This is a genomic window from Paenibacillus sp. FSL R5-0713 (assembly GCF_037973325.1).
GTDB lineage: Bacteria > Bacillota > Bacilli > Paenibacillales > Paenibacillaceae > Paenibacillus.
Genome location: NZ_CP150229.1, coordinates 1,012,777 through 1,029,086, shown reverse-complemented (window position 1 = coordinate 1,029,086; position 16,310 = coordinate 1,012,777). Strand labels below are relative to the sequence as shown.

The 16,310-nt window shown below is 47.9% G+C and carries 9 protein-coding genes; 1 reads left to right on the top strand and 8 read right to left on the bottom strand.

The genetic code is table 11. From position 1 onward, the window contains the following. Window positions 1-231: 231 nt before the first annotated feature. The 6 genes from MKZ12_RS04590 to MKZ12_RS04565 form a co-directional block, all read right to left on the bottom strand. Complete coding sequence (locus tag MKZ12_RS04590) at window positions 232-1,800, bottom strand: glycoside hydrolase family 30 beta sandwich domain-containing protein (protein ID WP_339261310.1); 1,569 nt, start codon at window positions 1,798-1,800, stop codon at window positions 232-234. An 82-nt stretch (window positions 1,801-1,882) separates the two neighbouring features. Further along, the gene (locus MKZ12_RS04585; protein ID WP_339258975.1) at window positions 1,883-4,594 is read right to left on the bottom strand and encodes a glycoside hydrolase family 3 C-terminal domain-containing protein; all 2,712 of its coding nucleotides are present in this window, start codon (window positions 4,592-4,594) and stop codon (window positions 1,883-1,885) included. Window positions 4,595-5,218: 624 nt separating this feature from the next. Then, window positions 5,219-10,189: a DUF4132 domain-containing protein gene (locus MKZ12_RS04580; protein WP_339258973.1), complete on the bottom strand. Its 4,971-nt coding sequence runs from the start codon at window positions 10,187-10,189 to the stop codon at window positions 5,219-5,221. A 24-nt stretch (window positions 10,190-10,213) separates the two neighbouring features. After that, window positions 10,214-10,639 carry a hypothetical protein gene (locus MKZ12_RS04575; RefSeq protein WP_339258971.1) on the bottom strand — a complete coding sequence of 142 codons (426 nt, stop codon included), beginning with the start codon at window positions 10,637-10,639 and terminating at the stop codon, window positions 10,214-10,216. Window positions 10,640-11,042: 403 nt separating this feature from the next. Further along, window positions 11,043-11,780 carry an SDR family oxidoreductase gene (locus MKZ12_RS04570; protein ID WP_339239763.1) on the bottom strand — a complete coding sequence of 246 codons (738 nt, stop codon included), beginning with the start codon at window positions 11,778-11,780 and terminating at the stop codon, window positions 11,043-11,045. A gap of 17 nt (window positions 11,781-11,797) precedes the next feature. After that, window positions 11,798-12,082, bottom strand: a complete 285-nt coding sequence (locus tag MKZ12_RS04565; protein WP_339239761.1) for an Atu4866 domain-containing protein — start codon at window positions 12,080-12,082, stop codon at window positions 11,798-11,800. A gap of 162 nt (window positions 12,083-12,244) precedes the next feature. Here MKZ12_RS04565 and MKZ12_RS04560 point away from each other — a divergent pair, with 162 nt between their 5' ends. Beyond that, window positions 12,245-13,177, top strand: a complete 933-nt coding sequence (locus MKZ12_RS04560) for an AraC family transcriptional regulator (protein WP_339258970.1) — start codon at window positions 12,245-12,247, stop codon at window positions 13,175-13,177. Between the two features lie 79 nt (window positions 13,178-13,256). On the opposite strand, the gene MKZ12_RS04555 is transcribed toward MKZ12_RS04560, so the two are convergent. Beyond that, window positions 13,257-13,997, bottom strand: coding sequence for a hypothetical protein (locus MKZ12_RS04555; RefSeq protein WP_339239756.1), 741 nt, complete (start codon window positions 13,995-13,997; stop codon window positions 13,257-13,259). A gap of 146 nt (window positions 13,998-14,143) precedes the next feature. Then, on the bottom strand, window positions 14,144-16,276 hold the full coding sequence (locus MKZ12_RS04550) for a molybdopterin oxidoreductase family protein (protein WP_339258968.1): 2,133 nt from the start codon (window positions 16,274-16,276) through the stop codon (window positions 14,144-14,146). Window positions 16,277-16,310: the final 34 nt, after the last annotated feature.

The following is a 16,310-nucleotide window of genomic DNA, read 5'->3' as shown; positions in this document are numbered from 1 at the left end:
TAAAAAAAGATTCCCTTCCGGCCCGGTCCATTGACCGTGGCTAACCGGTAAGAGAAACGATAAACACCCCGGCAACCTTCCCATCTCAGGGGAAAGGTTGCCGGGGTGTTTATCTATGGGCAAGCTTACGTTACCCCGCCTGCCTCTTATCATTTATCAGCCTATTCAAAAAACTCCAAAAGCCTTTTACCATGCCATCCTTCCATCTGCACTCTAATCCCCAAGCTTGAATTAATGCTCTGTCCCCATTTTCGGGTTCCAACGGAAGGTAACTGCCGATTGGGAAGTCAGCACATATCGAAACGTATCTCCATCCATGACTACATCAAAGGAAACATCTGCTTCACCCGTATTAGCTGCAACCAGCACCATCGTTCCATTCGGATTGCGGAAGGCAACGTTCTCGATCTGCCCATGTTCTTGCGTGGAATGCACTCTTACAGCTCCCGGACGCACATAACGGCTGATGTGGCCCAACGCATAATACTCGACATTTCTAGTGATTTCATCACTGTCCGGGTCAATCGTCACAACCCCACGGCAGTTCTCACAGCCCCCGTTCGTGGGACCCCCTTGCGGATCGAGTGCAATGTTCCAGAGCAGTACATTCTTCGCCCAGTTGCGAGGTGCACCAATGATGAGATTGGACATCTGCCAGCTCAGATTCTCGCCAAAATCAGGACTCCACTCCCCACCACTACATTCGGTAAAATAGATATGTTTATCCGGGAAGCGCTCATGCACTTCCGACATGGCAGATGGATCACCTGCATAACAGTGAAAAGCAGATCCATCGATATAGGCAGCAGCCTGCTCATCACCCAGCACCTTGCCGGTATATTCGACCGCCCGATCCCAGTTATGATCATATGCGATGATTCGTGTATCCAGTCCCGCATCCTGTAGTGCCGGGCCGAGATCATCCCGAATGAATATGGCTTGTTCTTCGGCCCCCATACTCATACTCGGATATTTATCCGAGGTGAACTCCGGTTCATTTTGCAACGTGATCCCGTAGATGGGAATGCCCTTCGCCTGATAAGCTTCGATATACTTCACAAAATATCTCGCATAAGCTTCATATACCTTGGGATTGTTATAATCCAGATACCAGCCGTTAGTGGTCTTCTCTTCCCCGTACTTCATCCAAGCCGGGGCCGTCCACGGTGTGCCAAACACTTTAAGATCCGGTTTCAATCCAGCTACACGCTCCAACATATTCACAACATCCTGATCTTTATCGATCGAAAAGTGTTGCATCTCATAATCCGTGCCGGACTCGATATCATCATAGGTATAGCTTGAAGCCTTGCCTAATTCATCCACTGAATAATCGGAGGCACCAATCGTATGACGCACCATATCCATGTTTAGCCCTTCTGTTGTAAACAGTTCCTTCAGCAGTTGTTCTTGCTTTTCCCCTGGAAGCTGATTAATCAGATGTACCGACGAACCTGTCATCGCTGCGCCAAATCCATCCATGGTTTGATACGTCTTGTCCGAATCAATCTGTATGGTGAACTCCGACGAAGAAGTGTCTGACTCCTGCGTTGAAGCAACTGAAGAGCCTGTGTCTGCATCATTCTGATCTGTAATTGGAATAGGCTTTTGTGGTGTAAGCAGATTTTGCTGATCTCCTGTGGTTAACCAGACTTCGGCCGCTCTCTGCTTGTCCACAACCGGTGGCGGAGCGGGTTGTTCACTTCGGTTGAAGATAATCCAGACCCCTACACCGACACAACAAACAGCGATGAACAGGATGATCCATCGTTTGGGATGCTCTCGCCAGCCTATGATCATCACACTTCACTCTCCTTCCATTATGGAAAAAGCCGCGGCCACTAGGCCACGACTCATTTTTGCGATCTCCCTGACTTCACTTTTATTTACCGGACTTGCTTCCGATATTCACACTGCCTGTCAGACGGATATCATCTGATGCACTACCGACATACACTTGAACTTTACCCTTAGGCATTACCCATTCATGGGATGCTTCATCCCAATAGGACAGTGCACTGCGATCCAGTTGAATGTTCACTCTTTGCTGCTTGCCTGCCTTCAGATCAACCTTTGCCCAACCAGCGAGCTGCTTCTCTGGCGTCTCCACTTTGGTTGGCAGATTGCCGACATAGACCTGTACCACTTCTGCACCGGAAACTTTGCCGGTATTGCGCAGGTTCAGAGACACTTCAACGGTTGCTTTGTCGCCTTTGCCAGTGTTCTTCACATGCAGATTGCGATAATTAAAATCGGTATACGACAGTCCGTGTCCAAAGGCGAACGCGGGTGTCATGCCTTCTTTGTCGTATCCTTTGTACCCTACAAAGATACCTTCGGAGTAGTTACCCACCCCATTTACACCCGGGAATTGTTCCGCAGTGGATACCGGGGTCTGGGAATCATCAGATGGGAACGTCACCGGCAATTTACCGGATGGATTCACATCTCCGAACAGAACACGTGCCACGGCGTTACCTTGTTCCTGACCTGCATACCAAGCCTGAACGATGGATGGTACTTCTTTTTGCCAGGAATCCATTTCTACAGCACGACCACTCATCTGCACCACGATCGTTTTCGGATTGGCTGCCGCTACCTTGCGAATCAGTTGCTCCTGGTTATTCGGCAGTTCCAGATCGGAACGGTCTACATAACCTTCACTGTCATACGTACGTGTTACTACGACGGCAACATCGGATTTTTTCGCCAGCTCAACTGCTTTTTGCATTTTAATATCAACAGCGTCTTCTGGAGCTTCCCAGCCAAAACGAACCTGTGCGCCCATATCATGATTGGACTGTACCGGGAAATCGGTACGATACTCAATCCGAATGTCGTGGGACTCGCCTTCTTTGAACGTGATTTCCTTCTTCGTTGTGCTCAATGTATCACCTTGATTGTCTACGAGTAACTCATCATCCACATACAGTTTCGCAGAACCGAGACTGGTCAGGGACAGTTTATATTCACCCGTTTGAGGGGCTGTGATTGCCCCTGTCCAACGAGCGGACATTTTGGCATTGAATTTCGTTGGTGTCACGGGAAGCTTGGAAGATTGTGCGTTAAAACCTTCATAGTTGTAAAATCCAAGATTCATGTTGACCTGATTGTCTGTACGGACCAGAGAAGGGTTACCCTCCATATCTTTATTCGTCCAGTATTCAGCACGCAGACCGTATTCCGCACGATCTGTACCATAGTCTCTTTCACTTTTTTGAGCATCTGCTGGCGATAAAAGAGTGGAAGGTACGGCAGACGGTCCATTAAATGCATCTCCTGCGGAGATTGGATCAGTTCCGGCCGCATATTTTACATCCACACCGTTACCGGCACGGTTACGGATACCTTGCAGTGGACTTACGGTATACGTCGGGTTAACCAGACTGCTACCACCACCAGCAGCTGATGCGTTATCTGCATCCGGTCCGATGACCGCGATGGATTTCACGTCTTTCTTGGAAAGTGGCAGTACATTATCGTTGTTTTGCAAAAGAACCATGCTCTCTTCTGCAATTTCACGCGCTTGTTTGCCGTCTTTCTTGGCATTGATTTGTGTATTCGTTACAGGATTATCGAACAGCCCTTTATCGAACATCTGAAGCAAAATGCGTCTAACCTTCTCATCAATCGTTTGCTCGCTGACTTCGCCTTTGTTCACGGCTTCCAGCAATTTGTCTCCCCATTTGCCATACGGCTCCCCAGGTGTCTCCAGATCCAGACCCGCATTGGCGGATTTGGCAGTGCTGAAGTTTGCACCGTAATCACTCATGACGAACCCTTCGAAGCCAAACTGATCCTTAAGGACATCGGTCAGCATCTCCTTGTTCTCACAAGCGTATGTACCGTTCACCTGGTTAAATGAACACATTGCGGAACCGAGATCCGCTTTTTCAACCATCGCTTGGAACGGACGTGCATAGACTTCCTGAATGGCACGTTCGCTGGCTGTTGCATTGGTGGTGAAACGCTCCGTCTCCTGGTTGTTCAAGATGTAGTGTTTCGCTGTAGCGATAACCGGATTGCTTTGAATCCCGTTTACATACGCTGCACCCATACCGGAAGCCAGCAATGGATCTTCACCGAGCGATTCAAAGTTCCGGGAACCCCATGGTGTACGTGCAATATCCAGCCCAGGGCCGAGAACTACATTATGTGTTGTATCATGTGCTTCCTGACCGATCAGATCACCATATTTCTTGGCAAGATTAGTGTCCCAGGAAGCAGCTAGCGCAATTGGTGCAGGCAGTGCCGTAGACTTTTTGTCCTGCACATCCGGGTTGGCCACACGTACCCCTGCAGGTCCATCTGCCATCTGTAATGCCGGAATGCCGAGGCGCTCCAATCCATCATTATAGAAACCATAATAGTTATTTACTTTACCAGTTACGAATCCAACTTTCTCCTCCAGCGTCATCTCCTTGAGCAACAGCTCGGTGCGCTCCTCCGCAGATAAGGATTTGTTCATCCAAGGCCGATCAGCCCCGAATTCCGCCTCCGCGGCGAAGGCATGCAGCGGCATAGCCGCAACCGCCACGATGATTAATAGCATAAACCATCGTTTGAGGAAAATTAGATTGAGTCTTCTGTTCATGTTGTAAGTTCTCCCTCTCTCTTGATCATTTTTCTTGTGCACATATTGAATACATGTATACAAGGGAATGCAAACTGGCTTGATCCCAGTCTTTCAAGCATTCAGGTCGTCCTGCACATGGCTTCGGAAACTGCAGCCTGCAAGCAAGACAGCAGATTTCGCTTCCTAACGATAGCCGACATGATCATGAATTACACCCCCTTATATTTGGTAAATAACAGATTATAGCGAGCCTAGTCCTTTGGAATCATCTCACTTTAAATTCAGATAACATAACAAGAAAGCGAATTATTTACAGTTCCGTAACTATTTCTGAACAAATTCTCTACTTTTAAAAACAGTCGGTTCGACCCACTCCTCACCAACCAATTAATGCAATTAATTAACATATTAAGGAATATGTTGAGATACTCTGGGTCCTAGGTCTATTTGAAACCGGAACCAATCCGGCCCATTGATTTATCCAAAATATAAAAGCAACTGAAGTCCCTTTTATCAGGTTCCTCAGCCGCTTATGTTGAAGTCTCTCCCGCTTGTTCACGAGATTCGGAGATACATTGAAAATCGGGGTAACAAATAAAAAAAACCGCCCCACAGGGCGGTTCCCTTCTAATTCGCTAACTTCTAATTCTGTAACTGTGCAAGAATCTGCGGGTCCTTGATCTTCTTATCTTCGGCAAGCAACATCACCTTGGACAGAATCTCGGCCGTTCTCGGATCTTCATCAAGGAATGGCAGGAAGATTCGACCCCGATGCTGACTGTGCACTGGTACGATATGAAGGGCACCTGTAGCTTGTTTGAATACATTGCCGCTACCCAGATGAACAGCATACTCACCCAATTTACCATCAATCCGTGCGTAATTCCCATCCAGACGTACATTGTCGATCTTCAGCAGACGCAACGACTCGTTCACAATGACATGGCGCATCTCGATGGTGGTCAGGCTGGCTTCCGGATCTACACCTCCCACATGTGCAACACTGACCACCAGATCAATATCACGCATAACTTCCGAGAAGAACGTCAGCGGCACATCTTGCAACGGTACAGGTTTGTAGCTCTTGCGATCGTAGAACTGCACCGTCTCCAGTGTTGGTGCTTCGGTATCTGCCGGTGAGAACCAATCGGCCATGGCATAGAGATTTGCAATCAGATTATGCTCGTAGCTTACCTTCTGCAGACCTTCTTCATAACTGACTGTCCATTGGCGTCCTTTGAGCAGAGCAACTGTTTTTTTCGGTTGAATCTGATACCCGGCATATCGACGGGACACCGTACCATTAGCCAATTCGTCCTCGTTAGGAAGATATAATTCACGGAATACCTGCTTGAACGGCTGACGCTCCTGACGGGTGAACAGATCCCGTTGGAATTCACTCCAGCTTCCGCTCTGATACAGATGAAGCGGATGAGCAATCAACAGTTGATCCTGTTCCGCTAGGGCATGGATCGTACCCTCTGGTCCTGGAGCAACCAGACCACTGGACGAACCATCGAATCTTCCCATCTTGTCACCTGACTGGAATACAAGCGTTCTTACCAACGGATGTATAACCGGATTTTGCATCAGACTGGCAATTTCCTGACGTGTAAAGGATGTTCCAGCCGTCATCGAACGCTCCAGCTCCTGTCTTGCCCGGCGATACTGATCCACCAGATCCGTTTTGAGCTCTTTCAGTTCAGCGATATATCCATCTTTTTTGAACCGGGCAGGTACAGATTTGAGTGTCTTGCCTTTGCTAACGATAACCATCTCGGGCTGGCCTTCCTCATCGATGACCAATTGTGCTGTCGTGTCAGCATCCAATGCATGTGGCTCAAAGAAAGTTTTCATTTCATCGAGCTTACGTGCTTCCATGTCCCACATCAGCCGCGTAACATCGGCATATCCAGCATTACGAGCAAGGTTACCCAGTGCAATCTGTGATGCTACACCTTCACTTGCGCGGCGTTGTGCGCCGAATTGCTTGCTCTGCGTCAGGAATTTCTGAATGAAGTCGTAACGCTCACGCAGATCCTGTTCACGATTTACGGCGAATGGAATCAGACTGTAAGTTAATAAATGATCTTTGTTTCGCTTGTCTGACACGGAATCACGCATATCCTCCAGCCGAAGCTTGCCCAGTGCAGCATCCGCGAACAATTGAGATCTGCGATGGTTGGCTCCCCCGGAAATATACTTGGCACAATCGTATAAGAGATTGAACCGTTCCTCCCCGACAGCAGCATAAGCTTCTTCAAACCAAGCGATATCAAACGCACCTTCATTAAAGTCCTGTGGTGAGATTGGAGAATAGTGGGCCACGATGGTTTCTTTCTCCGCAGTAAAGCGTTCATTGATATGAGCATGGAAGTACCATGCCGCACTGCGAAGACCTTCCCATCCCAGATGTTTTGCAACAATCTCCATCCACTGTGGCGCGTACATGGCTGCTTCCAGCAATTTTTTCTCTTTAATCGGGTATTTCTGGAGCAACTCTCCGAGTTGTTTCTCATCTTCTCCATCCCGTGGATGACAATTCTGAATCAGATAGCTGAACGTCTCTTTGCGTGTTGTGTTGTCCCCATAACTGTAGATATATCCACGGACAAAAGTATCCTGATCCATCGCAGAGACTAGATGTACCCAGTGTTCCATGCCTTCAATTCGTTCCAGTTTCATGGCAAGTGTACTTACTTCTGTAGATAGTTCTCCCCGGGTCAGCTCGATTTCCAGAATCCGATTAACGACCGTATCCCGTAAGTGAATCAGCTTCGGGTCACTTGCGATCTCTTCCGTACGAGTGGATGTTAAGTTCCGAATAAACATCAGACGATTCCCACCGACCAGAACCTGTCGATATATCTCCTGTTCGCCAATCAGGTTCAACTGGTACGCACGGAGGAAATCTTCAAGTGACAGTAAAGACAGCGGCTCACTACGCTCTACAAGACTGGTGAACTGGTAAGCCGTCTGGAAGAAACGTTTGAAGCTGTTATCGTCATGGATTTTGCCACGAACCACATAATTCCAGGGTCCAGTCAGAATGTGAAGCATGCCTGACTCCTTTTCGAGTCGATCAGCAGGCATACTCGCAATAATAGAGGCCCAAGTCTTCTCGGCTATCTCAAACGTATCGATCGGATCGCTATCCAGAAATGCCGCCGATATAAGCGCCACTACCTGATCCTTATACGGTAACGAATTCAGCATCTGCTGCAGTTTTTCGATATCCTCCAGCGGATAGATTTGTTCAGCAAACGTCTTGCGCCAGCCTTCCAGTAACGGAATCTTTTGCAGTTCTTCATAGCTATACTGATCATGGAAGTAACTGTAATGGTCGCTCAATTTGCCATTGAAATCCCGGAGCTGTATAACCATATACAACTGCATTAACTCCATACTGCTAAACTCGCCATGTTGAATATAGTTCTCCCATACCTCATGAAGCGGAAACTGCTGCATATGCTTCATTTCATTGCGCTCTCCATACGGAACCTTGGAGCGAAGACTCGCTCCAACTAACAATGTTTCTTTATAGCCAGCGTAGTACTCCACTTCATACTCATAATCCCTGTGTTCATGCACCAATTCATTGAGACCCTCCAGAAAAGGTCTGGTCTTATCCAGAGATAGCGTGAAGATGTCCTTCGGAGTAACGTCCTTGAGATCACGCATCTCATCCAGCAATGGCTCACGTCGCTTCGGATCAAATAAACCAAATCCATTGGAGGCTGTGTAACGACTCCCCTGATCGGTCAGCTTATCCAGCAGTTTCTGTTCCTTGGCAGTTGGTGTCTCAATAAGCTGCGCCAATGGCTGTAATGCCTCCTGCTGATCTGCCCGCTCCGGATCTGCCGCAATCTCGGTCAACAATTCGAGTGCGCCCAGACGCTGCAACTCACTCTTGGCCTGCAAAAGTCGCTTCAGTGAGACCTTCAATTGGTCTATAGGTTGCAGTAATAACACATGGATGACCTTCTGACGAAGTGAGCCTGTCTTGAGCTTCATCAGTGTCTCCATCTGTTCCATCTCTTCAACTGTCAACGTGAGCAACTTCGCCTTGGCGAGTGCACTCTCCCGGTTACTCATACTTTTATCAGACAGACTCTCAAACACAAACTGTCTTTGCACCTCATTCTCAGGATGCTGAACAAACTGGGATAACAGTTCTCCGCGCAGTTCCGGGCTTAGGCGGTCCTTGATTGCAATGACTTCGCCGATCCATTCCGGGTCCATATCATAAGCGGCCAGATATAACATTTTTTTGACTACATCATCCATATCAATCCGGTAGTGAACATACTCAAGTACACCCGATGGTCCGCCTGACCCGCCTTTTGGAATGACACCCAGCATCTGTTTGAATCGTTCAAAGTCCTGACGCCGCAAGGCCTTATCTTCAAGAGCCTGCAATGGCCACACGTAAACGCTACGCTGATTCTCACCATTCTCGAAACTCCAGTTATACATATACATGGCGTCATAGTTGGTCACAATCCAGTGCATTAACTCGGTATCCTGCGCTTCCAAATACCGACGTGCAATGTCCAATCGAAGCTCTCGGTTCTGGCTGTTAGCCAGTACATATTGGGCAACGATCTTCTGATATAATTGGCCTTGATCCATAATCTCGATGATCTTGCTCTTCAAATCATTCTCTTCGATGACTGCTGTCGCCCACAGGCTGATAAAGAGTTTGTTCGCGTTCGCTTCCTGCTGCCAGGCTTCTCGTACCTCTGGTTGTACCAGCGCCTCATGAGCCTGTTCAATGAGCTGTGCAGCAACTCGCTGATTGGCTGCTTCTATGCCGATCCCCGTCCAGACAGCGAGCGCTCTTACCACAGAACTGAAACGAATCAGGTTGTTGTCGATAATGATTTTTAATATGTAAATATAGGCTTCCAGTGTTCCTTCATCCATCCGCTCCACAATGCTTTGGCGCAGACCTTCCTGCAACCGTGCTGCAACCAGCAGCTCACCTACCATCTGATAGGCTTCCACCTGATCGCTCATGAATATGCCCTTTATCATTTCATGGGTTAACAGTGCATTCTGATTGTCACCATATATAATATCGTGCAGCGCCTGCTTCATACCTCCGCCCTGATGATCCAGTTCATACGCGATACAATCCGCCAGGACCCAACGGATCTCATGCAGATAATCCAGCTTGTACTCACGAAGTGACACATATTCTTCCAGAGAAAAATTATTCATTTCCATCCGGAACAACCCCATCAGTTTACGGATGACCTGTGCTACATGCTGCCCCGGATCGGATGTGCGGAAGGGCCTGCGTTCATAGTTGTTACTGTATGGGAAACGGGTCGCACGCTCTGCAATATAACGGAATCGTGCAACCAATGACTCACTCGCCAGATGCTGGAGCACATCCAATAGTGGCTGGAATAATGGCTTCTGTGTCTCTGCAGCCAGCCTTTCAAGCAACTTTTCTGTATTCAAAAACATCTTTTCGTCTCCACGCAAATACGTAGACCCGGCGATCTCCACAACATAACCTGCCAACTCAAGCTGTACCCCTGTTAACGACTTGGCTCTTTCCTGCAATTCATCCATATACACCTGCACTTGATCTTCCTGATTCATCCTGTTCTCCTCCTTCATCACTCTCTACCACAGACGTCCGGCAAGCATTGTAAATCGGATAAACACCACGTTGTCGCCGTCTTGTATCAAAATTGACTTGTCCAGTTCCTGCAATTCTTCATCGTTGAGAAACACTTTGTACAATCCATCCTCATAGGCAGTTATAGCTGTCTCCATCGCGCCATTCAGATCAGGAACACCCTCATTGTATACTGCGCCAAACCCGACTTTCCCCGCCGCTCCCTGCGATTCAATATCATCCGGCATCAGGTAGGCGAGCAATTCCGCCTGTTGCTTCTTGTCCTGAAGAGCTTTTACTTGCAGAGCCACCATATTTTCAATGAGCTGCCTTAGCGTATGAGTTGTTTCCGGAAGTTCAGCAGCTTGCTTGGCAAGTACCGGCTTGCGCTTACCCAGACTTTTTACCGTTATCCATATGTTCACTGTCATGCCCCCTCTGTCCTGCCCTATTTGAAGAAGCTTCCATAAGCCCCGATATCTATACCACGATGCGTAATAACCTAAACTCACAATGACGATCTATCCCAAAATAAAATTAAAAATACGTACATATGTACCCCTAATGAACATCATAACTAAAATTCAATCCATATTCATGAGCCAATCCTCATGTTTACGTGGAACCACGGAACTATGAACTACTTGCGTAGATATACGCAAAATCAGCTAATACACTCTTTCTGGATTGCCCCCATGTTAAATTCTTCTATCTTACTGTTGATAGCATTAGTGGTTGGTCACCCTGAGATATGAACCAAGTTGTTTATAAGGTACAAAAAGACGCCCCAACCGTATATATGGTAGGGGCGTCTTCGGAATCTTACAGCGAGGTTTAAACTAAGCTTGCAGTGGGTCTTACCACAATTTCATTCACATCCACCTCAGCCGGCTGGTTGATCGCATATAGTATGCTTTGAGCGATAGCCGTAGCTGGAATGGATATGCTCCGATAATCTTTCATAAACTCCCGTGCTCCATGATCAGAGATGGATTCGGCAAGTTCGGATTCAGTCACACCTGGCGATACAAGGGTCACGCGGATATCTGAGCCTACCTCCTGTCGCAGACCCTCCGAGATCGCCCGGACAGCGTACTTGGTTGCACAATATACTGCGGCTGTTGGTGTCACGGCATAAGCTCCAATGGAAGCGATATTAACAAACTGCCCGAAACCCTGTTCTTTCATAACGGGCAGCCCAGCTGCAATACCGTGTAGAACACCCCGAATATTAACATCAATCATACGATTCCACTCGTCCACTTTTAGTGCTTCAAGGGTTGATAGTGGCATGACCCCGGCATTATTAACTATCACATCCAAACGTCCATAACGACTGAGCGCAAGCTCTACGATCGTTTGCATGTCTTCCAGCTGTGTAACATCAAGGGCATGATATTCTACTGAACCACCTTCCGAGCGAATGGCGGAAGCCAGCACCTCTAGGCGATCCACTCGTCTTGCACCAATAACAACATGTGCTCCCTGCTCTGCTAACAGACGCGCTGTTGCCTCCCCAATTCCGCTGCTTGCACCCGTGATTACAACGACTTTCCCTTTTACATTAAACATATCGACTTCTCTCCCTATTAGGTATTTGATTGTGCATCTTCTCTGTACAGAACCATGCCTGCATGATAAAGCACGCCTTCCTTAAAGTCTCCATCCGCAGTAAAGCCAGTATCATCCACATATTCAATATGATCTCCTTCGACTACATATCGACCTTGGTACGCACTTTGCCTATCTCCCCGTGATTCGTCATAACGACCGGAAGGAAGCAGTTCATGTCGGATGTACCCGTCCTTCGTCACCCACATTCCTACATACGGGTGCTCCAATTCTGGTCTGTCTTCTGATCTATTACCTGCCATATTTCCACGTCACTCCTTTCTGTTGCCAACAGATTCAATTGCTTAATTTCATTATGTAGTCGATCAGTCTCTGTACGATAGAAGAATCCCACAGTATTCTTGCCTATTCGTCCAACGCATTTTAAAATGGTTATGAGTATCAGGAAAGGGGGCCTGCAATCCATGCTATCCAAAACGGAACAGGGTACAGCTATTATTGAGCAGCAACAGGAATTGGCCCGCTTAATCGGTCGTTTCGCCCACGATGACGGGATTCATCTAACAGCAATTCCTTCGCTTGCTTTGATCCGTGCTTCCCAGGTTTCAGAGCCCATTCATACCGTGCACGAACCCGCCTTGTGCATTGTGGCCCAAGGTTCCAAACTGGTTATTCTCGGACAAGAGAGCTATACCTATGACTCTTCACAGTATCTGGTCGCTTCCATAAACTTGCCTATTTCAGGACAAGTGGTACAGGCAACGACAGAACACCCTTATCTCTGCTTACGACTTGATTTTGATTCGGGGCAGGTTTTTGATCTTGTTCAAGATTCTCCTTCCGCACACACCAAATCCAACAACTCAACACGTCGTGGGTTGTTTGTAAGCTCAAACAAACCTCCGCTTCTGGAAGCCGTAATCCGATTGGTCAGATTGCTGGATACACCTGAAGATATACCTGCACTTGCACCTCTTATGACTCGTGAGATTCTATATCGCCTGATTCAGGATGAACACGGACATTCCATCAGGCAGTTTGCAGTCCAAAACAGTCATGCACAGCATATCGCCCAAGTCATTGAAGTCATTCACTCCGAATACGCCCATCCACTGCGAATCGAGCAATTGGCTTCCATGATTAACATGAGTACGTCCTCATTGCATTATCATTTCAAAGCCGTTACCGCCATGAGCCCACTGCAATATCAAAAACAGATTCGATTGCAGGAGGCCCGGCGAATGTTACTTGCAGGTTCAACCGATGCGGCCGATGCGGCATTCCAGGTTGGGTACGAGAGTCCTTCCCAGTTCAGTCGGGAGTACGCCCGCATGTATGGCCTTCCTCCTAAAAGTGATATCAAGCGCCTTCGCCATACACTCCAGATCGAGGGCTAAATTCAAGGAAAAAGCCAGCTCTCAACAAATATGAGGGCTGGCTTTCTTGTAATTGTAATTGCTGATGAAATAGAAAATCTTAGGACCCTCCAAGCACCTTATCTTCAATGACCGGCGCCGGTATTTCTCTAATCTCAATCGATTCTTCCGGAGCAAAGCTCTGGATCTTCATCGGGATAGAATCCAAATGCTTGTACTCTTCGGTCTTGGTTGGTCTGGTTACAATTTCACCGTTTTTGTCTTTCTGATAAATCACACGTTGCGTCGGTAAACCCGTATTTACATCAATGGTCACCACTTCCTTGTGGAGTGCGTCTTCAGAAACAGCCTTTTGCTCGTTACGCTCTGTAGCAGAACGGGAGTGTGTTCCCGCAGTTTCCAGTACGGTCCAATCCTGACCTTGTAATTCTTCTTTAGCATTTTCCAACAGCGAGTTCTGTAGCAACTTCTCATTTTCAGCAGCTATGTTGTCCGGCATGGTCCAAGTGTTCCCAACCAATTTTCCCGTCTCAAAATCTCGACCATACGAAGTGATTTTCTTACCACCATCTTCAATAATCATTTTGTAATGAAGCTGGTTATCACGGTATTCCTCAGTGACTTCTGTCAAATTCACACGGTCCCGATAGCGAACGATATATGATCCGTCTTCAAACGATTCCTTAATATAATCCACCTTACCCTGGGTCGCCTTAAGTGCTGCTGCTTCAACATCGCTTTGAGCACTAACTATAGACGGCTTGTTCAAGTACATGTAGCCACATACAGATGCAGCTACCAGTGGTAGGGTGAGTAGTGAAACCAATGTTTTCTTTTTCAAAGGTTTGACCACCTCTTATTTAGTCAGTATATATTCTTAACGCTTTATTCTGCTTTTAAGTTCCAGTCATTTACATATCCGTTCTCGAAGTTAGCATTAGAGCAGCTTATGATGCCTGGAAACCTGTATGCTGAAACCTGTATGGATTATTTGGCTAATCGCAATGGTCGAATGGTTACTGCCGCCGTCTTGAATCCGGGCATACGGCAGAACGGGTCCAGTTCCGGTCGGGTTGCCCGATTCACATTTTGAACACCACCCCAATGCATCGGCACAAACAAGGTATCCTCCCGAATGGAATCCTTGATGCGCGAACGAACCGTGAAACTTCCGTACTCCGATTGTATCTCTACCCACTCTCCATCGTGAATACGATGACGGGCAGCGGTAACCGGATGAAGCTCAACGAAGTTCTCCAATTCACGAGCTGCAAGTGCCGGACTGCGATGCGTCTGCACCCCTGTAAGATAATGAGGGAGCACACGTCCGTTGGTAAGAATTAAGGGGAATTCCGGTGATATATCATTCCATCCCAGGCTTGACTCACATGTGAATGCCGCTTTGCCATCGGGATGTGCGAATCGATCACCGAATAACAGGCCTTCTCCTTGCTCTTCAAGGGAAGAACACGGCCAGTATACCCCTTTCTCGTTACGCAAACGCTCATAGGTAATGCCATAGTAATCAGCCACTCCACCACGGCTCGCCAACCGAAGCTCATTAAAGATATCCTCAGCAGTTTCATATTCAAAGTAAGAAACTTTACCCAATTGCGCGGCAATCCGGCATAATATCTCCCAATCATTGAGCGTTTCGCCCGGCGCAGGCCGCCCCTGTTCACGGAGCAGAACACGCCCCTCCAGATTGGTCAGTGTACCTTCATTCTCCATATAAGAGGTAACCGGAAGAACCAGATCCGCCATTCGTGCAGTCTCGGACAGAAACATATCTGCCACGATTAGAAAATCCAGCTTACGCAAACCTTCTTCCACCAAACGCACATTAGGATTGGATACAACCGGATTGGAGCCCATCACAAGCAAAGCCCGAATCTCCTGGTCATGAACTTTCTCCATCATCTCGTAGGCCGAGACTCCTTTACCCGGTAAACTTGCAGGGTCCACGCCCCAGATCGATGCCACATAGGCACGATCAGCTTCATTTTCAATCGATCGATAGCCCGGCAGCTGGTCAGCCTTCTGCCCATGCTCCCGTCCACCCTGCCCGTTTCCCTGACCTGTGATCGCACCATATCCACAGCCTTCTCGGCCAATTTTGCCAGTCGCTAACACCAGGTTGAGAAAGTGTCTGACAGCCATATGTCCATCCGTCTGTTGCTCAACGCCACGTGCTGTCATGATCATGCCTGTCTCTGCCTCACCATAGGCCAGTGCAGCCTGACGAATCAGGGCCAGATCGACTCCACATGCTAGTGCCGACTGTTCGAGTTGGAGATCAGCCAACCCTTGTATCAATTGCTCGTATCCATGCGTTCGTTCTCCTATAAAATGAGGATCCACCAATCCGGCATCGATCAATATTTTTAACATGGTATCCGCCAACAAGGCATCCGTTCCGGGCTTTACCTGCAAGTGAAGATCGGCAATCGCAGCGGTTGCCGTCTTACGGGGATCGATAACGATGAGAAAGGCCCCATTCTCCTTCGCCTGATTAAAGTACGGCAAGAGTGTAGGTTGGCATTCTGCGATATTGGTTCCGGCAAGTATAATACAGCCCGCTTTCGGTATATCGGACAGGCGGAACGTTAGTCCTCGGTCCATTCCAAATACTTTACTTCCGGCCGAGGCGGCAGCTGACATACAGAATCGTCCATTATAGTCGATATATTTCGTCCCCAAAACTACCCTGGCGAACTTGCCGAGCAGATAGGCTGTCTCATTTGTTAAAGATCCGCCTCCGTATACTCCAACCGTATCTGCTCCGTATGAATCTTTCAAGTTCTGAAACCGCTGTGCGATAGTCTGAACAGCCTCCTCCCAGGAACAGGGTTCAAGCTCACCATTGCGACGAATCAGCGGATGCATTAATCGTTGACCACTGAGCGCATGCTGATGAGCATTCATACCCTTCACACACAGCCTGCCCTGAGAAGCTTCATTCGGAACGCCTTGGACCGTATATTCCGCTCGGCTCTGACCTGCAACAGGTGCGGCCAGCTCTTCAACTGTCATCTTGCATTGCACACTGCAATATGGACACTGTGTTTCTTTTACATACAGCTTGGATACCGCCATTTCCGAAGTTATCGATAATTCCATTTTCCCATCCCTGCCTTTCAGCTGTAATACTGAT

What these genes read in the sequence shown, in the direction of transcription:
- MKZ12_RS04590 (WP_339261310.1), bottom strand. Translation starts at nt 1,800, where the DNA reads ATGATCATAGGCTGGCGAGAGCATCCCAAACGATGGATCATCCTGTTC.
- MKZ12_RS04585 (WP_339258975.1), bottom strand. Translation starts at nt 4,594, where the DNA reads ATGAACAGAAGACTCAATCTAATTTTCCTCAAACGATGGTTTATGCTA.
- MKZ12_RS04580 (WP_339258973.1), bottom strand. Translation starts at nt 10,189, where the DNA reads ATGAATCAGGAAGATCAAGTGCAGGTGTATATGGATGAATTGCAGGAA.
- MKZ12_RS04575 (WP_339258971.1), bottom strand. Translation starts at nt 10,639, where the DNA reads ATGACAGTGAACATATGGATAACGGTAAAAAGTCTGGGTAAGCGCAAG.
- MKZ12_RS04570 (WP_339239763.1), bottom strand. Translation starts at nt 11,780, where the DNA reads ATGTTTAATGTAAAAGGGAAAGTCGTTGTAATCACGGGTGCAAGCAGC.
- MKZ12_RS04565 (WP_339239761.1), bottom strand. Translation starts at nt 12,082, where the DNA reads ATGGCAGGTAATAGATCAGAAGACAGACCAGAATTGGAGCACCCGTAT.
- MKZ12_RS04560 (WP_339258970.1), top strand. Translation starts at nt 12,245, where the DNA reads ATGCTATCCAAAACGGAACAGGGTACAGCTATTATTGAGCAGCAACAG.
- MKZ12_RS04550 (WP_339258968.1), bottom strand. Translation starts at nt 16,276, where the DNA reads ATGGAATTATCGATAACTTCGGAAATGGCGGTATCCAAGCTGTATGTA.